Consider the following 17,310-nt stretch of genomic DNA (forward strand, 5'->3'; position numbering starts at 1 on the left):
CATGACACACCAAACAATCGCCCCTCTGGACGGCGTCCGGGTCCTGGAACTCGGTAACTACATCGCCGCGCCCACCGCCGGCAGGCTGCTGGCCGACTTCGGAGCTGAGGTCATCAAAGTGGAGCGGCCCGGTACCGGCGACGAACTGCGTAACTGGCGCCTGCACAAGGGCAACACGTCCATGCTCTACCGCACGCTGAACCGCAACAAAAAGTCCGTGGTCCTGGATCTGCGCACGGAGGCAGGCAAGCAGGCTGTGCTGGAACTGGTGGCCAAGTGCGACATCCTGCTGGAGAACTTCCGCCCCGGCACTTTGGAAAAGTGGGGCTTGGGCCCGGAGGTCCTCAATAAAGCCAATCCGGACCTGATCGTCACCCGCATTTCTGCCTTCGGGCAGACCGGGCCACTGTCCGAGCGGCCAGGTTTCGCCGCCGTCGCCGAAGCTTATGGCGGGTTCCGCAACCTCGTGGGCGACCCCGACCGAGCGCCGGTGCGTGTGGGCGTCTCCATCGGGGACTCGATCGCGGGCCTGTACGCCGCCTTCGGCTCCATGATGAGCCTGTACCAGCGTGAAGCCCGACGCCGGGACTCGGCCGGCGCGGTTCCGCTCACCGAGCGCATCATCGACGTCGCGCTGAATGAGGCCATGTTTTCCATGATGGAATCGCTGATCCCGGACTATCAGGCCTACGGCGTGGACCGGCAGCGTGTTGGTGGCCGGATGGAAGGCATCGCACCTTCCAACGCGTACGTGTGCAAGGACGGTGCGAGCATCGTGGTTGCCGGCAACGGTGACTCGATTTACCAGCGCTACATGCAGACAATCGGCCGCCCGGACCTCGCAGAGGACCCCTCCCTGCAAACGAATGCCGGGCGCTGGGCGAAACGCGAAGAACTGGATCAGGCAATCGGCGAGTGGGCAGCGACACTTTCAGGAGCTGAAGCCCTGGCAGCACTCGAAGCCGCCGGTGTCCCCGCCGGCCCCATTTACACAGCGGCCGATATCAGCACAGACACCCAGTACGCCGCGCGCAACATGATCCAGAAATTCGACGTTTCCACAGGCGAGGAAGTCCTCCCAGGCGTCGGATTCCCGGGCATTGTTCCGGTGATCGGGGACCAGTCCCTGCCCATTCGGAACCTGGGTCCGGACCTGGGCGAAAACACGCAAGAAATCCTTGGCGGACTCCTGAACATGGATGCCGCACAGATCGATGCGGCTTCCGGCCGCGAGGAGGCCCTCCGACCATGAACCGATTTGAAAGCCCCCTTGCCTCAACGCTGGGCAACGTTCTCTTGCGGGACGTCACCCTGCGCGACGGACTCCAGCTCACCGGCAAGCTCCTACCTGCGGAGCAGAAGATCGAGACCGTGCGGGAACTGCTGCGACTCGGAGTGCCCGCGATCGAGCTGGGTTCCATGGCCCGCGCAGACCTGGTCCCCACCATGGCCAACACGCTGGAAGTGGTCCAAGCCCTCACCCCTGAGGAACTGGAAAAATGCTGGATTTGGGTGGCGACACCGGGCCACGTTGCCAAGGCATCCGCCGCCGGAGCGCGGAACTTCCAGTACTGTTTGTCTGCCTCGGATTCGCACAATAGAGCGAACATCGGGCGGACTACGGACGAGAGCTTGGCTGCCTTGCCTGAGGCCGTCGAGTACGCGCGAGCTGTTGATGGCCAGATCCAACTGTGCATTGCCACGTCCTTCACCTGCCCGTTCGAGGGTTACGTTCCGGAGGAACGCATACTCTCCATCGCCAACGATCCCCGCGCCGAAGGCACCACGGACATCGTCATCTGCGACACCCTGGGGCAAGCCGTGCCTGCGCAGGTAGCGCGGCTCATCTCCCGCGTGCGCGACGAGTCCCCTGCCCGGCGGATCGTGTACCACGGACACGACACTTGGGGCCTGGGCGTGGCAAACACGCTCGCCGCCATCCAAGCGGGTGCTGCCATGGTGGACGGCGCCCTCGGTGGCTTGGGCGGTTGCCCATTCGCACCGGGTGCCAGTGGCAACACTTCCAGCGAAGACATCTTGTTCGCGACCCGTCCTGGGTGGCTCACTCCGGACGTCTTCGGCAAGCTGGTGGCGCTTTCGGAAAAGCTGCTGGCCGAACTGAGCGAACCGAACCGCTCCAAGGCAGCCCAGGGAGCTCGTTCCAAAGCCGAGGCCTTTGACTGGGTCATGCCAGTTTCGGCTAATCAGCCAGCCTCCGCTGGAGGCAACTGACCATGGGGCACCATTTTCTGGTCACCACGGCCATCCCGGAACCTGGACTGCAACTACTGTCCGACGCCGGTCAGGTCACCATCCTGCCCGAGCCGCCTGATTACGCGACGCTCTCCGCACTGTGCGCCACAGGCGATTACGACGTCGTGCTGACTCAACTCCGCGACGTCATCGATGAGCCTCTGTTGGCGAAAGCCCGCGTGAAAGGTGTCTCCAACTTTGCGGTGGGCTACAACAACATCGACGTCGACGCCGCCAGTCGGCACGGCATCCTGGTGGGCAACACACCCGGTGTTCTGACAGACGCCACCGCGGACATCGCCATGCTCCTCATCCTCGGCACAGCGCGCCGCGTGGTGGAAGCGGACAGAGTAGTTCGGGAGGGGAAATTCCTCGGGTGGGAGCCTGAGTTCATGTTGGGCCGGGATGTCTCCGGCGCCGTCCTCGGGCTCGCTGGTTTCGGCAGGATCGCCCGCGCCGTTGCTCGACGTGCCCTGGGATTCGGCATGGAAGTTCTGTTCTCACCACGTCCTCCTGGCGACCGCCCGGTAAGCGATGATGAATTGGGCGAGTTCGCGGGCAGAGTCCGACAAGTACCTTGGGGATCACTGGTGGAAAGCAGCGATTTCCTGTCCCTGCACGTTCCACTCAACGAGCAAACCAGGCATCTTGTGGACGCGTCTGTCATGCATCGGATGAAGCCGGACGCTATTCTCATCAACACCGCCCGCGGACCGGTGGTCGACGAGGCGGCCCTGGTAGAGGCACTCCGTGACGGCGTTATCGGGGGCGCCGGCTTGGATGTCTTCGAGGACGAGCCACAACTCGCCCCCGGCCTTGCCGAGTTGCCCAACACGGTCCTCCTGCCCCACGTGGGTAGTGCAACCGTCCCGGTGCGTGCCCAGATGGCCAGGCTTAGCGCCCTCAACGCGATCGCCATCGCCGAAGGCCGCCTGCCGCTCCACCCCGTCAATCCGCTTGTTCGAGCATGAGCATCCTGGTCGCCCCGGACAGCTTCAAGGGCAGGGCCCTCGCTTCCGCCTTTAGTTCTTCCGGCCAGCCCCGCCCGCAGCCATGAGTTCAAGGCGCCTGAGGGTCTCACGGTTTCGTACGGAAATCATGGGATCCCTCAGGGCTTTGGGCACCACTTTTCCTGGCCCCCGCACGGCATCCTCGGCGATGGAAACGCGGCATTGATGGCCTCCGAGGTCCTCGAGGGTGATCAGCACCTTTGCCTCGCCCAAGGGCCACCCCCTTGCGAGCAGCTCCAACTTTTGGCCAGGTTCCATGCTTGTCACCCGGGTACTGTCATCTATGAGAAAAGGCCAAGAGCCCACGGAATGGTGCAACTTTGCGCCAACCTGCGGCCACTGCTCATCCACGGCGCGGATTCTTGAGGCACCCACAACCCAGCCGGAATAGAGCCAGCCGTCTTCGATGACCTTCCAGACATCAGCGGCAGGGGATTTGAACAGCTGCGTCACGGTAGACATGGCGTTCCTCTCTGCGTGCACATCATGAAATGGCTTGACACCAAGCTAAGCATGCTTAGCGTTGGCTCGCCAGCACGTTTCAGGGAGTTGGTTTGCTGGCCTTGCCATCCAGCCAGAGCGTGTCCGAATCGTCTCGGTGGGTCCCGTCCGATCCCACGTGCTTGCTGTCGATCTTTGGCCCTTTCTTGATGACGTGCACCAAAGCCATGCCGTGGCCACGGCCAAGATCGTAGTCAGCCTTGAGCCATTCAAGGATGGTCCCGGCTTTAACCGAAGGGTCGTTGAATCCCTTGGTTTCCGCAATTTCAACCAGTTGCCGCGGTGTGAGCCCGGTTTTGTCTTCAATAGCGTCGAGGTAAGCCTGGAATGACATCAGTGTCGCCTTTCGTTTTTAACGATATCGACGAGCCTATCCAAAGACTCAGGGCTCGCGGCGAGTTCCACCTTGCTTCCGTCCGCCAGCAGGGTAATGGCTCGAAACCCGTAGGCAGGCATGTACTTGCGGTCCTTCCCGCTGATTTTCCGGCGCTCCGGGATAAGTTCCTGCACGCTGAACTCCGTCGGGCGTCCCGATGGCTCCAAACTGTCGTAAACGGCAGGCTGGAATCGGATGGTGCCAGCGGCGGGAGTCGCGATGCCTTGGTTCCAGATGCCGCTGAGCGAACCTGGAAGAGAGTCGGGGTAACGAATAAAGGCCCTGAATTGGCCGTCTTTCTCCAGACGCTGTTTGGTCTTAAGTACATTCCGAATCTGGAACAGCGCCAGCAGCACGTAAACCACAGTGTTGATGAAAGCTATGAGCAGGGCATCCACCAGGTCTCGGGAGCCGATGAGGAACCAGGCAGCAGTCGTGAACACCAGGAAGATGAAGTAACCAAACGCCAGCGCCAGATACGGATGCTGCCGGACCCACGTCCTCATGCCGGACCTTCCATCGTGGCGTGCGTTGCCAGGGCTCATCCGACCCGCGCCCGGTCCAGAGCAGCCATGAGTCCGTCAGTATCGCTAACGTCGTAGAAGGCCACCGTTTGGCCCATCCCAAGGCTGAAGATGTCCAGCCCGGTGTTTTGGTACATACCCATAAGACCCGCCATGCCTTGGTATCCAAAAGTCACGCTGATGTGCCTGCCGCTCCTGGACCGGTCCACCTTGGTTGGCATACCCATGACAGGAGAATCCGCTACGGACCTCTCTCCCGTGCAGACGATCGCTCGCGAACTTGTCAGCGCATAAACCGTGGAAATTTTCCGGCGTTTTTTGATAATGAAACGCCCGAAAATAAAATAGAGTCCCACGAGAACAAAAGGTATACCCCAGATCATGAACAGTGGCTGCCTAACTGCCGCAATGGCAAGTACTTCCCAAACGACGGCGAACCCTCCCCAAAGGACGCTGAACGGAATGAGGAATGCATCAGCCCTCGTGAAGTGGACCCGCGGATCAGGCTGCCCAACCCAGAACAATTGCTCGCCCTCGCGGAGAACCGGAAGAATTCTGCTTCGTGGATCATTCATGTTTCGAATTCTTGCACAGCCATGCCAAACCAACAGGGAATGCCAGACCTGCGTCCGGAGCACATATGACAGGCGCTCCAACAAACCAGGGGAATGAAACACTGCCGGGCGTCGTTTGTACCGCGCAACTTAGCGGCGCCCCTACACTGATGGCATGATGAGCCGGACGTGGCGTTCGCTTGCGGCGGGTTTTGCCCTCGCCATGGCCACGCCGTTTGTGGCCGCATGCGACTCCGGCGAAGCCGGCACGCAACCCACCACCGCAACTGCACAGCCCATCACCGTGGAGGTCAACCAATCAAGGGACCAATACGGCAAGCAAGCCATCCAAATACAGCTCACCAACACCACAGACATGCCCCTCACAGTGACCAGCGCCCGGCTCCACTCTCCCCTATTTGAAGGAGACATATCCTGGCAGCCGTCGGCGGGCAGCCTTGAGTTACCACCCCGTCAGCCCAAGAGCCTTCCTGCTGATTTGCCTACGGCCTCCTGCGGAAGATCAGAGGGTGGGTCACTGGAACTCGAGGCCACGGTCGGCTACGCAGCGCCGGGCAAGGATCCTGTGGAGGAGAACACCAGCGCCTCAGATCCCTTCGGCATCCTGCACAGGAACGCCGACGAGCTATGCATCGCAGCGGAAGCAGCCGCGGTCGCAACAATAGTCTTGGACCCGCGACTTGAGGTGGCTGCGGACGGTCGTACCGCCGTCGTACGCCTAATCATCACGCCGGGAACTGACGCGCAAAGCCTCACTATTGAGGCGATCGACGAAACCACGTTACTGGCCCAATCCCCCGCTGCCCCCTGGCCCAGGAACGTCCTCCTGGGCACGGCCAAGCAAGAGCTGCCACTGACCATCCGGCCCGCCCGTTGTGATCCGCATGCTGTAGCGGAAGACAAGGTGGGGACCCTCCTGCCTTTGAGAATCAAGGTGGGAGAACGGCAGGGTCTGCTGAAGATCGCGGCACCGGACGAACTGCGAGGCCGGATCTACGACTTCGTCACCACGTCCTGCGCCAGCTAACGGGCCTAACCGAGGGTAGCCAAGGCACGGGGAGCGCACTCCACTGTGACCTTGACGTTGGCTTCAACGGACTTCACCTCGCCGTCCATTTGGTACGGCAACGGTTTGAGCGTGGTGAATTCGTAGCTACTCACACTCGGCTGATCGCCCAGGCCTTGGGTGGTGGCTTTCAATGCAGTCAGGAGAGTGCGCCATTTAGGCATGTGCGGAAAAACGATCACCTCGAATTTCCCATCCGACGGGTGGTCCTCCGCTTCGCTTAACGTGGCGTACTTTGCCATTTCATTGATGTTGGCGAAGACAAGACTGTCGAACTTTCGGCGCTTCCCGTCAGCCAAGCGGATGCCAAAGGGCTCGAACTTGGAGAAGGTCTGGATAACAGTGACCATTTCCTTGAGAGCACCTTTGCTGCCCTTTTCGAGTTCGGTGGCCACCACCGGGGTGAGGCCGAATCCGATGTAGGAATGCGCGTATTCCAGGGGTTCATTTTCCTTTTGGCCCGTGTGAATGCGAAGCAGATCAATGTTGTGTACACGGCCCTCCGCAATAGCCTCTTCCAAAGGCTTGGTGCCAATAATCCGGCTATGGTCGTTGGCATTACCCGCCGCCAATACCGCAGAAACGGCCTTCGGATTTTCGGCCTGCATCACACCGTTGACCACCTCGTTGTAGCCGCCATCGCCGCTCACCGAGACCACCAGGACGTCGCCGCCCTTTATGGCCGCTTCGCGTGCCAGGTCCACCGCATGCCCGGCGTGCTCCGTGGGCTGAAGGGTGATGTCGGGCTGATAAGTGAGCAGCTCCTTCAGTTTGTCGTGCAGTTGCTGCGCCAGCTCAGGCGCATCCCCGGTGCTGTTGGGATTGAAGATGATGACAATCGACTCAAAGGTCCGTGCAGAATCCATACGTGCTCCTCCTAGGTGCGCCCGCTTAACTTCTACCCAATTCGCTGGGCGTCAATCAGGTGCCGGGTGGAGTGAGCGATGAAGGGGCGGCCAGCTCTCATGTGCTCGTCCAGCTCCTTGAGTTTGTCACGATAGCTGTCAACGGAGAAGTCGGGGACCTTTATCTCTTCTCTGCCGCGAGCTGGGCAGCAACTTTAGCTATCAAATCGAAAGGAATTTCCTTGGCCAGCGGAAATTTCAGGGTCCCCTTGCCTGACAGGTACGGGGCCAGTTCCGTGGCTAGGCCTTCATCACCCCGAGGGACCGGATAGACAGAGATGTGGTGCGCCCAAGCAGCGAAGTACACCACATAGTGCCCGCCTATGGTGATGGTGGGAATGCCGTAGCTGATCATCTCCCCCGCATCCGGCACGGCGGCGTGGATGGTTCGGCGGATTTCATGGAGGACCTGCTGGGTGGCCGCCGGCTGGACGGAAATATACGCGTCCACTGTTAGGGGTTTCTCAGGCATCATTCTCCTTGGGGTTTGAGGATTCAGCTCTCGCCGGGGAACCGGCCACCGATGAGCCTGGTCATGTGCTCGGCTGTAGCGAGAAGGGGTTCCACCCAGGCCTCGCACGTCTCCAGCGGCATCCGAAGAGTCGGTCCGCTGATGGTTACGGCTCCCACCAAGCCGGCGGCTGAATCGAAAACAGGGGCAGAAAGGCCTGACGCCCCGTCTTCCCTCTCCCCCACAGTGATCGCGAACCCGTCCGCATGGGTCTTCTTTACCGCAGCTTCGAGTTCCTCGGAGCTGGTGATGGTGTAGTCGGTGATGGACTCCAAAGGATCCCGCAGGACGGCTTCCATCAGCTCTGGAGACCATGCGAGCAGAACCCTGCCTGCAGAACCTGCATGCAGCGGGACAATCTTGCCCAAGTGCATTTCGCGGCGCAGAGCGTGATGGGTATCGGCCATGGCGACACAAACCCGGTAGTGCTGCTCGGCTTTGAAGAAGCATGCGGTCTCGCCGGTGGTGTCGCGCAGGGTCTTGAGCAGCGGACTCAGGATGTCCACAACCTCCATCCCCCGGGTTGCGGGCGCGGCCCAATACGCCATCCGCATTCCGATGCGGTAGGCGTCCCCCTCGCGGTCAAGGAAGCCCTGGGATGTCAGATTGGTCACCAGTCGCTGCACCGTGGACGTGGGCATGCCGGTGAACTCGCGGATATCGGCCAACTGAAGCACCGGCTTTGACAAGGAGAAGGCATCCAGGATGGACGTGATCTTGCCCAGAACGAGCAGAGGGTTGCCGTTGGCCTTCGCGGAAGCATCGGATGCTGACATATGACTCACGCTAAACGGTGCAGCGGGGTGGCGCCAATCCCGCGGGTAGGGTTGCACCATGGGGACAGTGTTGGAGGCCGAAGGCCTGTTGGTCGGCTATGCCGGGGCTCCGGTTTGCGGCGAAGTTTCCGCATCGGTGGACGCGGGCGAAGTCTTGGGAATCGTCGGCGTCAACGGCGCAGGAAAGTCCACGGTAGCCCGGACCATCGCAGGGCGGCAGGCCTCCCTGGCCGGCGACGTGAAGGTCCACGGCCTCCTCATCGATCCGGACGCCGTGCCGTTCCGCCGGCAAGTCTCCGCCGTTTTCGACGACGACCTCTTCTTCCCGTCCCTGACCGTCCGCGAGCACTTGCTCCTCATCGCCCGCGGGCACTCCCTGGATGACCCCGAAGCGCGCGTTGAGGAAGAACTGGAATTCTTCGGGCTCCAGGGCAGGGCCCACGCCATCCCCGATGCCTTGTCTTCCGGCCAACGCCGCAGGTTGCTGCTTGCCGCTGGACTTATCCGGCCGTCATCGCTGCTGATCCTGGACGAGCCGGAACAGCGGCTTGATCCCCGGATGCGGGTAGCCATTGGGGAACGGATCGCAGACCATGCAAAGGACGGCGGAGCGGTAGTGCTGGTCACCCATGATCCCCAACTGCTGCTCGCCACGGCTTCCACCTGTTTGGTCATTGACGAGGAAGTCCGGGAGTTCGATCCGGAGCAGGGGGCCTCGATCATTGCAGGGTCCTGACATGCTCGCCCTCGAACGTTCCCCGCAGAATCGTGAGCTGGCCTCTGAGATTGTTCGATTCACCCGCCGGTCCGCCAGACGCTACAAACGCAGCCGAACCTCGAGGGGAGACCTCGTCGTCGATGCCTACAGCTGGGGACTCGGCCTTGGTGTGGCACTGACTATTGCGGCCTCGTTCGTCCTGGCGTTGCGCAACGAAATCGCGGACCGGGCATCAACGGCCAACAGCATCATCCGGGCACCATGGCTCGTCCTGCCGGAATCCCTGCTGTGGACATCCATCACTTTCGCGGCCCTCCTCGTCATCAACAACCTTGCACGGAAGCTTGGACCGATGACCGTCAACGGCGCAGAGAGCACCTGGTGGCTGATGCTTCCCGTTGACCGCCGCCCCATGGTCCTGCCGCCCTTCGTTCGCAAAGTCGCACTAACTGCAGCTGGCTCGGCCATCATCTACCTGCCCTTCAGCATGGTGACTGCTGTTGACCGCGCGCCCCTCGAACACGTTCTTGCTTCCCTCACCTTCGGTGCGGCCGGCGCTATCGCGGTTGTTCTGGCAGCCGTACAGCAGCTTGGTTTACTGGGCCCCCGGCTTGGCAAGGCGATTGCGGCCAGTGTACTTCTTGCGTGCTCCGTCCTTCCCGCGTTGCCTTCCTCCCCGTGGCCAACAGCGCTGGTGTCAGTCGCCGCCGTCGGACTCTTTGCCGTGGTGGTGCCACGCGCCGGTCAGGTGCGGGGTGACGAGCTGGTTCGCGGCGGCGCCGTCGCCGGACACGCGGGTGCGTCTTTGTTCATGATGGACCCCAACGAGGTGCTTCGAGCACTTGGCGGGAACCGTAAAAGGGTCGACGGCGGCAGGGCAGCCAGGTTCTACGCCCGGCCTTCGCGCGGCGCGCTTCGGGCGCTGATCCGCGCTGATGTGGTCGCTTTTCTGAGGCTCAATCCCCCACTGGTGCCGCCAATTCTGTGGCTCATTGCCTGTACCGCGATACTGCTCGTGGAAGGCGGGCTGCCCGAGTTCGCACAGTTGGCGGTGATCGTGATCTCCGGATGCGCAACGGCTTCCGGTATGGGGAGTGTGGCCCGCAAGACGGCGCTCGTTCCTGAGCTCGACGCGCTATTGCCGCTGCATCCCGCCCTGGTGAGGTCCAGTCGCGCGCTCATGCCGTGCTTGGCAATGGCTGTGTGGATGGGCGTGCTGAGCGGACTTTTGGTTCTCTTGGGTGCGGCGAATCCCTGGTTGATAGGCGTCGGCGCCCTCGCAGGTGTGGGCATGGGTGCGGGGACGCTCCGGGCAGCCACCAGGACCCCGCCGGACTGGACCGCGCCTCCGGTTGAGACGCCGTTCGGTCCGGTTCCACGTGCTCAGCTGGGCTCACTGATGCGCGGGCTGGACGTGACCATCTTGGCCATGGTCCCCGTGCTGCTCGCCTTGTACCTCGGCTACGTGCCGACGTCCGTCATCATTATTCAGGCGGTCTTCAGCGCCGGCATCTTCCTGGTGGTGGTCCTGTCGCGAGCGAAACGCATCTGACTGGCAATAGCGGCTGCTCGGAGGGCCTCGTTCCGGCCGCTGCCGATCAGCCACTGAGCCGCTCCGGCATGGAAATTGCCCCTCACCGGGTCCTCCACCATGGCGTCGCCCGGAATGCTGGCCGATTTTTCTGCTGACGCACCCGTCCCGCGTCTGCCAAACTACCCCTATGGCAGAGAACAAGACCCAGCCCACGGACGTCTCCGTGGAAGAATTCCTGGCCGCCGTGGAGAACCCGAAGCGGCGCGAGGACGGCTTTGAACTGCTGGAAATGATGCGCGACATCACCGGCAAGGAAGCCGTCATGTGGGGGCCGTCGATCGTCGGCTTCGGCAGCTATCACTACAAGTACGACAGCGGCCGCGAAGGCGACGCCGCCGCCGTCGGATTTTCACCGCGCAAGGCCAGCCTGGTGCTCTACGGCCTCACCGAAGGTCCCGACGCAGACCGTCTGCTCCCGGAACTTGGCAAGCACAAGGCCAGTGCCGCGTGCCTTTATGTGAACAAGCTGGACGACGTGGACCGGGACACCCTGGCCGAGATGATCCGTGCCGGGTACAAGCACGTGATGGAGGAGTTCCACACGCCATAATCTCGCGCCGAGATGGCATTTCACACCGATGTTGAGCGCCAACATTGGTGTTAAGTGGCAACTCGGCGCAAAGAAAAAAGACCCCCGCCGCCGGAATCCGGTAGCGGGGGTCTTCAGATGCAGTCAGAGACTACTTGCTGGCTACGACCTCGAGGTCGATGACAGCAGAAACATCCTCGTGCAGGCGAACGTTAGCCGTGTACGAACCAACAGACTTGATGTGGTTCGGCAGTTCAACGTTGCGCTTGTCGATGGCGCCGAGGCCAGCGGCCTCAACAGCAGCAGCGACATCAGCAGGCTTGACGGTGCCGAAGAGACGACCGGACTCGCCAGCCTTCACCTCGAGCTTGACCTTCTTGGAGGACAGAGCCTGGGCCTGGGCCTGTGCAGCTTCAACAGAAGCGTGCGCACGAGCGGCGCGAGCAGCCTTGATGGACTCAACCTGCTTCTCGCCACCCTTGCTCCAGGTCAGAGCGAAGCCGCGGGGCAGCAGGAAGTTACGTGCGTAACCGTCCTTCACCTCGACGACATCGCCAGCAGCACCGAGACCGGTTACTTCGTGGGTCAGAATGAGCTTTGCCATGTTTGTTAATCCCTTCCCTTAGCCGCGGCCAGCGCCGGAGTAAGGCAGCAGAGCAACTTCGCGGGCGTTCTTGATTGCCTGGGCGATCTTGCGCTGTTCCTGAACGGTAACGCCAGTGACGCGACGAGCGCGGATCTTTCCGCGGTCAGAGATGAACTTGCGCAGCAATGCTACGTCCTTGTAGTCGATGACAGTGATGTCAGCGGCCTTCAAGGGGTTGGACTTTGGTTTGGGCTTACGGAGTTCAGCCTTAGCCATCGTGGAGCTCCTATTCTATGGAGCCCGTGGATATTGATCCACGGGATGGTGGTGTTCGACGGCGGTTGTCACCATGGTGCCTTTCGGCTCTTCCGGCGAGCGTCCGGCGTCGGACGTTTATTTGGTGTTTAGAAGGGAGGTTCGGAATCCGGGCCGTTGCCCCAGCCGCCAGCGTTGCTGACACCGGGCGTAGCCCAAGGGTCATCCTGCTGTTGTGCGGGCTGGTTGCCGCCCCAGGTTCCACCGGAGTTGCCGCCGCCCTGGTTTCCACCAGGAGCGCCACCTCCGAAGCCACCGGAATTACCGGCGTTACCGCCACCGAAGCCACCCTGGCCACCGCCGGAGCGCTGGGTACGGTTGACCTTGGCGTTTGCGTAACGCAGGCTCGGGCCGATTTCATCGACCTCAAGCTCGATTACGGTGCGCTTCTCGCCTTCTTTAGTTTCGTAAGAACGGCTCTTCAAACGGCCTGAAACGATGACGCGCATGCCCTTGGTGAGGGACTCGGCCACGTTCTCGGCTGCTTCGCGCCATACCGATGCGCGGAGGAATAGGGTTTCCCCGTCCTTCCACTCATTGGACTGGCGGTCAAAGGTCCGGGGAGTAGAAGCGATGGTGAAGTTCGCTACTGCTGAGCCAGACGGGGTAAACCGCAGCTCGGGGTCATTGGTGAGATTACCGATGACCGTAATAGTGGTTTCGCCTGCCATCTACTGCCTCCTTGTTCGTTCCTGCGGGGTAAAGATCTGGAAGGGGCTGATTACTCAGCAACGACCTTCTGGTCTTCAGGGCGGATGATCTTGGTGCGCATGATCGTCTCGTTGAGAGACAGCTGGCGATCAAGTTCCTTGGCGGTAGCCGGTGCTGCGGTGAAGTTCACCACGGCGTAGATACCTTCGGACTTCTTCTTGATGTCATACGCCAGACGGCGACGGCCCCAGATGTCTACCTTTTCGATGGTTCCACCATCGGTGGTGATGACATTGAGGAACTTCTGAAGCGACGACTCTACGGTACGCTCTTCGACCTCGGGGTCGATGATTACCATCAATTCGTAAGGACGCATATGTGAACCCACCTCCTTTGGGCTAAGCGGTTACGGTATTTCCGTAACAGGAGGTTCATTTGCGATGCTGCGTTGGCGCTCCCCGGCCGCAAAACACGGCAAGAGGGCGTAACACAGACTTCAATATCTTAGTGCATCTCCTGCACTCAAAGCTATTCGGCGGGGTAGTCGGCCGGAACCGGTCAGGTTGCGTATGTGGATAACCTGGCTTCGCAGCACGGAATACTGGGGTTATGACCGTCCTGAAGTCCATCATTCTGTTCGTTTTGGCCGCCGTCGCAGAGATCGGCGGCGCCTGGCTGATCTGGCAGTCTGTGCGCGAAGGCAAAGCCTGGTGGTGGGCAGGACTCGGCGTCGTCGCATTGGGCATCTACGGCTTTTTCGCGGCCTTCCAACCGGACGCCCACTTTGGCCGCGTCCTCGCGGCCTACGGCGGCGTGTTCATCGCCGGCTCGCTTGCATGGGGAATGCTCATGGATGGCTTCAGGCCGGACCGTTGGGACGTCATCGGCGCCGCCATCTGCCTCGTTGGGGTGGGCGTCATAATGTTTGCACCGCGGACCGGCGGCTGAGGCCCGGAAGCAGGCCCACGAACGACAAAACCCCCGGAAGATCAACTTCCGGGGGTTTCTTTGTGCGCGGAGGGGGACTTGAACCCCCACCCCCTTTCGAGGACTAGCACCTCAAGCTAGCGCGTCTGCCATTCCGCCACCCGCGCAAGGTGATCAGGAGAACGTGTTTCGTTATTCTCCTTGACAGCGTCAAAAACACTAACACGAAGAACGGCAATCCGTGGATTCCTGTTGCCCGGATAGAGTCCCACTAGGGTTGGGGCCATGGATGCCACACCCCTGAACGCCCTGGTCCTGACGGTTGTCTTCTCCGCGATCGCCCTCTATTTCCTGTACTTCGTGATCCGTGCGGGCGTACGCGACGGCATCCTGCAGGCCGACAAGAAACGCAACGACCAAGCCGAACAATAAAACAAAACGGGACAGCCGCCGTCGAGCATTGACGGCGGCTGTCCCGTTTGAGAAATGGTGACGCTTTCAGAACTAACGACGGCGGTCAGGAACCGATCTTGGCGCGTTCGGCTTCCCCGCCAAGCACCGGAGTGGCGGGCGTGTTGCCCTTATTGCGGTAGCGAAGCACGCCGATGCCCACCACAACGGCAGCCAGGGCCAGCGATAGGAACAGCGATTCGCGGGTGGATTCGATGATGACCATACCGATGATGAGTGCCACGATGGCGCCAATCGCAATCCACGTGAGGTACGGGAAGAACCACATCTTGAGGTCGAGATCCTTGGCTGCCGCGCCCATTCGCCTGCGCAGAATGAGCTGCGAGGTCGCGATGACCAGCCAGACGAACAACGCGATGGCACCTGACGTGTTCACGAGGAACAGGAACACCGAGTTCGGGGCAATGTAGTTCGCTCCGACGGTGAGGAATCCAACCACGGTGGAAGCGAGCACTGCCGCGGCAGGCACACCACGCTTGGAGATCTTCATCCAGGACTTGGGAGCGTCGCCGCGCTGCGAGAGCGAGAACAGCATGCGGCTGGCGGTGTACAGGCCCGAGTTCAGGCAGGAGAGCACCGACGTGAGGACAACAATGTCCATGATGGTGCCGGCGCCCGGGATTCCGTAGAGCTCGATGACAGCAACGTACGGGCTCTTGGCGACGGAGGCGTCATTCCAGGGCAGCAAGGTCACCACGATGGCAATGGAGCCGATGTAGAAGATCAGGATGCGCCACACAGTGGACTTCACGGCCTTCTTGACGGCGTCCACCGGGTTCTCGGATTCACCGGCAGCAATGGTTGCGATCTCCGCGCCGAAGAAGGAGAACACCACCACGAGGATACCCGCGAGGACTGCGCCGGGACCGTTGGGCATGAAGCCGCCCTGCTCCAGCAGATTGGCTACGCCCGGCGCTGAGACGCCCGGCATGAAGCCGAGGATGGCGACGATTCCGGCCAGCAGGAAGATGACGATTGCCGCTACCTTGATGGACGCGAACCAGAATTCGAACTCGCCGTAGGACTTCACTGAGCCGAGGTTGGTCAGCGTGAGGAGCACCATGAGAATGAGCGCCCAGACCCATTGGTCAACGCCCGGCACCCAGCGATGCATGATGGCCGCACCGGCAGTGGCTTCGATGCCGAGCACGATGATCCAGAACCAGGCGTAGAGCCAGCCAATGCTGAATCCGGCCCAACGGCCCAACGCCTTGTCGGCATAAGTGGAGAACGAACCGGTCTCAGGGTTGGCTGCAGCCATCTCACCAAGCATGCGCATGACTAGGATGACCACGAGGCCGGCAGCAAGGTAGGCCACCAGGATGCCCGGTCCCGCTTGCTGGATAGCGGCCCCGGACCCAACGAACAAGCCTGCCCCGATGACGCCGGCGATGGCGATCATGGACAAGTGTCTGGGTTTTAGGGACTTTGAAAGCTGTTGGTCAGCGTGCATGGATCGGCGCCGTCCTTTGAGGTTTTGAGGTTGGCCGCAGTGGTGTGCCACGGGCCACATGACTAATTCACGTTAACCTCCTACACCGACGCGCATCCTGTGCAGCTGAACAAATTGCGGGTAATGAAAAGAGATGGACGTACAAAATGTAAACCTTGAGGAATCCAAAGTTTCCTATAGGAAACTTTTGTAATACCCCTGAAATGACTGCTTTAGGCTTCTGCCTAGACCGCTGCCCGGAAGAACTGCTCAGCTACAGTCGCCAGACTCTTCGCGTCCTCCACGCCGCACAGCTCCCGCGCAGAGTGCATGGACAGCAGCGGAATACCCACGTCCACCGTTCGGATGCCGAGGCGGGTAGCAGTCAGGGGCCCGATGGTGGAACCACATGGGAGGTCGTTGTTGGAAACGTACTCTTGATACGGAACACCGGACTCATCGCAGAGACGGGCCCACAAAGCCGCACCCGTAGCGTCGGTCGCGTAACGCTGGTTGGCATTGATTTTGAGCAGCGGGCCCCCGTTCAGCACCGGCCTGTTCGCGGGATCGTGCTTCTCCACATAGTTCGGGTGGACGGCGTGGCCGGCGTCCGCAGAAACACAGAACGACGCCGCCATGGCCTGCCGCCTTTGACTCACCGACGCACCCAAGCCGTCGGAGATGCGCACCAAAACGTCCTCGAGGATGGGTCCGCAGGCACCGGAGCGCGAGTTGGAGCCGATCTCCTCATGATCGAACGCCGCCAGGACCGCGATGGGACCAGTTGTCGGCACAGAGGACGCATGCGCTATCAGCGCCACCAGGCCCGCGTGCGTGGATGAAAGGTTGTCCAAGCGGCCTGAGGCGAAGAACTCACCCTTGGCCCCGAAAACTGCCGGTGCCTGCGTGTCCGCCACTACGACGTCGTAACCACCGATGTCCGCAGCATCAACGGTGATGCCTTCCACACGTGACGCGAGCAGTCCCAAGAGGTCCTCTCCGGCGGGGTCGCCCTGGCCGAAGATAGGGTTCATATGCTGTTGCTTGGACAGGTGGAGCCCGTTGTCGTTGACGCCGCGGTCCAAATGAATGGCAAGCTGCGGGAAGCGAAGGAGCGGACCCGTCGCGGTCAGGTGCTGAGTGCCGTCACGAAGCACCAATCGGCCTGCCAGCTGCAATTCACGGTCCAGCCAGGAGTTAAGCAAAGGCCCGCCATAGACCTCCACCCCGGCCTGCAGCCAGCCGAATTTTCCGGTGGTCGGCTTCGGCTTGAGTTTGAACGAGGGCGAATCTGTGTGTGCACCAAGGATGTTGAAACCAGTGGTGGGGCCGGCGTTTTCGGGGGTCACCCAAGCGATGAGCGCCCCGTCACGGATGATGTAGAACTTGCCGGCTCCGTCGTCCCAAGGCTGCAGTTCGTTCAACGCGGTGAAGCCTGCGGCGTCCAGCCGCCGAGCAGCCTCATGCACCGCGTGGAAGCTCGACGGAGACGCCGAAACGTACTCGCCCAGGTCCTTGATGTGGTCAACTGCTGCGCTGGCATTCGAAGGCATGCCCCCGAGTCTAGCCCTGCTTTCGCAGCTGAACGGC

General features: G+C 61.3%; 22 protein-coding genes and 1 tRNA gene. 9 read left to right on the forward strand and 14 right to left on the reverse strand.

Going from position 1 to position 17,310, the window contains the following annotated elements; translation table 11 throughout:
- Nucleotide 1: 1 nt before the first annotated feature.
- From KCX59_RS21810 to KCX59_RS21820, 3 genes are read left to right on the forward strand one after another with little or no spacing between them, the layout of a single operon-like run.
- Nucleotides 2–1,252: a CaiB/BaiF CoA transferase family protein gene (locus KCX59_RS21810; protein WP_178994595.1), complete on the forward strand. Its 1,251-nt coding sequence runs from the start codon at nt 2–4 to the stop codon at nt 1,250–1,252.
- Complete coding sequence (locus KCX59_RS21815) at nt 1,249–2,232, forward strand: hydroxymethylglutaryl-CoA lyase (RefSeq protein WP_178994597.1); 984 nt, start codon at nt 1,249–1,251, stop codon at nt 2,230–2,232. Before KCX59_RS21810 ends, KCX59_RS21815 begins: the two co-directional genes overlap by 4 nt.
- A gap of 2 nt (nt 2,233–2,234) precedes the next feature.
- Nucleotides 2,235–3,224 carry a 2-hydroxyacid dehydrogenase gene (locus KCX59_RS21820; RefSeq protein ID WP_178994599.1) on the forward strand — a complete coding sequence of 330 codons (990 nt, stop codon included), beginning with the start codon at nt 2,235–2,237 and terminating at the stop codon, nt 3,222–3,224.
- A 51-nt stretch (nt 3,225–3,275) separates the two neighbouring features.
- Here the strand turns inward: KCX59_RS21820 and KCX59_RS21825 are convergent, their stop codons facing one another.
- The 4 genes from KCX59_RS21825 to KCX59_RS21840 form a co-directional block, all read right to left on the reverse strand.
- The gene (locus KCX59_RS21825) at nt 3,276–3,725 is read right to left on the reverse strand and encodes an SRPBCC family protein (protein ID WP_178994601.1); all 450 of its coding nucleotides are present in this window, start codon (nt 3,723–3,725) and stop codon (nt 3,276–3,278) included.
- A gap of 79 nt (nt 3,726–3,804) precedes the next feature.
- Nucleotides 3,805–4,098 (reverse strand): DUF4287 domain-containing protein, encoded by a 294-nt coding sequence (locus tag KCX59_RS21830; RefSeq protein WP_054809004.1) that lies wholly within the window; start codon nt 4,096–4,098, stop codon nt 3,805–3,807.
- Nucleotides 4,098–4,646: a hypothetical protein gene (locus KCX59_RS21835; protein WP_179017994.1), complete on the reverse strand. Its 549-nt coding sequence runs from the start codon at nt 4,644–4,646 to the stop codon at nt 4,098–4,100. The genes KCX59_RS21830 and KCX59_RS21835 overlap by 1 nt, the downstream gene beginning before the upstream one ends.
- Nucleotides 4,647–4,681: 35 nt before the next feature.
- A complete protein-coding gene (locus tag KCX59_RS21840) occupies nt 4,682–5,239 on the reverse strand; it encodes a hypothetical protein (protein WP_179017995.1) in 558 nt (185 codons plus the stop codon).
- A gap of 154 nt (nt 5,240–5,393) precedes the next feature.
- Between KCX59_RS21840 and KCX59_RS21845 the strand changes: the two genes are divergently transcribed.
- Nucleotides 5,394–6,266 carry a hypothetical protein gene (locus KCX59_RS21845; protein ID WP_256871499.1) on the forward strand — a complete coding sequence of 291 codons (873 nt, stop codon included), beginning with the start codon at nt 5,394–5,396 and terminating at the stop codon, nt 6,264–6,266.
- Between the two features lie 5 nt (nt 6,267–6,271).
- On the opposite strand, the gene KCX59_RS21850 is transcribed toward KCX59_RS21845, so the two are convergent.
- The 3 genes from KCX59_RS21850 to KCX59_RS21860 all read right to left on the reverse strand — a co-directional run bounded on the left by KCX59_RS21850 (nt 6,272) and on the right by KCX59_RS21860 (nt 8,497).
- A complete protein-coding gene (locus KCX59_RS21850; RefSeq protein WP_178994606.1) occupies nt 6,272–7,171 on the reverse strand; it encodes a diacylglycerol/lipid kinase family protein in 900 nt (299 codons plus the stop codon).
- A 160-nt stretch (nt 7,172–7,331) separates the two neighbouring features.
- A complete protein-coding gene (locus KCX59_RS21855) occupies nt 7,332–7,682 on the reverse strand; it encodes an iron chaperone (protein ID WP_178994607.1) in 351 nt (116 codons plus the stop codon).
- Between the two features lie 23 nt (nt 7,683–7,705).
- Complete coding sequence (locus KCX59_RS21860) at nt 7,706–8,497, reverse strand: IclR family transcriptional regulator (protein WP_178994608.1); 792 nt, start codon at nt 8,495–8,497, stop codon at nt 7,706–7,708.
- Nucleotides 8,498–8,555: 58 nt separating this feature from the next.
- Between KCX59_RS21860 and KCX59_RS21865 the strand changes: the two genes are divergently transcribed.
- The 3 genes from KCX59_RS21865 to KCX59_RS21875 all read left to right on the forward strand — a co-directional run bounded on the left by KCX59_RS21865 (nt 8,556) and on the right by KCX59_RS21875 (nt 11,359).
- On the forward strand, nt 8,556–9,233 hold the full coding sequence (locus KCX59_RS21865) for an ABC transporter ATP-binding protein (protein ID WP_178994609.1): 678 nt from the start codon (nt 8,556–8,558) through the stop codon (nt 9,231–9,233).
- Nucleotide 9,234: 1 nt separating this feature from the next.
- On the forward strand, nt 9,235–10,767 hold the full coding sequence (locus KCX59_RS21870; RefSeq protein ID WP_179017996.1) for a DUF6297 family protein: 1,533 nt from the start codon (nt 9,235–9,237) through the stop codon (nt 10,765–10,767).
- 169 nt (nt 10,768–10,936) lie between these two features.
- Entirely contained in the window at nt 10,937–11,359 is a 423-nt protein-coding gene (locus KCX59_RS21875; RefSeq protein WP_054809001.1) for a DUF1801 domain-containing protein, read from the forward strand.
- 130 nt (nt 11,360–11,489) lie between these two features.
- Here the strand turns inward: KCX59_RS21875 and rplI are convergent, their stop codons facing one another.
- From rplI to rpsF, 4 genes are all read right to left on the reverse strand, one after another.
- Nucleotides 11,490–11,942, reverse strand: a complete 453-nt coding sequence (gene rplI / locus KCX59_RS21880; protein WP_024818808.1) for a 50S ribosomal protein L9 — start codon at nt 11,940–11,942, stop codon at nt 11,490–11,492.
- Between the two features lie 18 nt (nt 11,943–11,960).
- On the reverse strand, nt 11,961–12,200 hold the full coding sequence (gene rpsR / locus KCX59_RS21885; protein ID WP_003800144.1) for a 30S ribosomal protein S18: 240 nt from the start codon (nt 12,198–12,200) through the stop codon (nt 11,961–11,963).
- Between the two features lie 128 nt (nt 12,201–12,328).
- Complete coding sequence (locus KCX59_RS21890) at nt 12,329–12,910, reverse strand: single-stranded DNA-binding protein (protein WP_011776754.1); 582 nt, start codon at nt 12,908–12,910, stop codon at nt 12,329–12,331.
- A 50-nt stretch (nt 12,911–12,960) separates the two neighbouring features.
- A complete protein-coding gene (rpsF, locus tag KCX59_RS21895; protein ID WP_011776755.1) occupies nt 12,961–13,266 on the reverse strand; it encodes a 30S ribosomal protein S6 in 306 nt (101 codons plus the stop codon).
- Nucleotides 13,267–13,499: 233 nt separating this feature from the next.
- Between rpsF and KCX59_RS21900 the strand changes: the two genes are divergently transcribed.
- Nucleotides 13,500–13,838 carry a YnfA family protein gene (locus tag KCX59_RS21900; RefSeq protein WP_178994612.1) on the forward strand — a complete coding sequence of 113 codons (339 nt, stop codon included), beginning with the start codon at nt 13,500–13,502 and terminating at the stop codon, nt 13,836–13,838.
- Between the two features lie 63 nt (nt 13,839–13,901).
- Here KCX59_RS21900 and KCX59_RS21905 read toward each other — a convergent pair.
- A tRNA-Leu gene (locus tag KCX59_RS21905) sits at nt 13,902–13,984 on the reverse strand.
- A 118-nt stretch (nt 13,985–14,102) separates the two neighbouring features.
- Here KCX59_RS21905 and KCX59_RS21910 point away from each other — a divergent pair.
- Nucleotides 14,103–14,249 carry a hypothetical protein gene (locus KCX59_RS21910; protein ID WP_179017997.1) on the forward strand — a complete coding sequence of 49 codons (147 nt, stop codon included), beginning with the start codon at nt 14,103–14,105 and terminating at the stop codon, nt 14,247–14,249.
- Between the two features lie 85 nt (nt 14,250–14,334).
- On the opposite strand, the gene KCX59_RS21915 is transcribed toward KCX59_RS21910, so the two are convergent.
- The gene (locus KCX59_RS21915) at nt 14,335–15,741 is read right to left on the reverse strand and encodes an amino acid permease (protein WP_017197270.1); all 1,407 of its coding nucleotides are present in this window, start codon (nt 15,739–15,741) and stop codon (nt 14,335–14,337) included.
- Nucleotides 15,742–15,965: 224 nt separating this feature from the next.
- A complete protein-coding gene (locus KCX59_RS21920; RefSeq protein ID WP_178994615.1) occupies nt 15,966–17,273 on the reverse strand; it encodes a M18 family aminopeptidase in 1,308 nt (435 codons plus the stop codon).
- Nucleotides 17,274–17,310: the final 37 nt, after the last annotated feature.

Origin of the sequence: Paenarthrobacter nitroguajacolicus (assembly GCF_051027655.1) — a bacterium.
Taxonomy (GTDB): domain Bacteria; phylum Actinomycetota; class Actinomycetes; order Actinomycetales; family Micrococcaceae; genus Arthrobacter; species Arthrobacter nitroguajacolicus.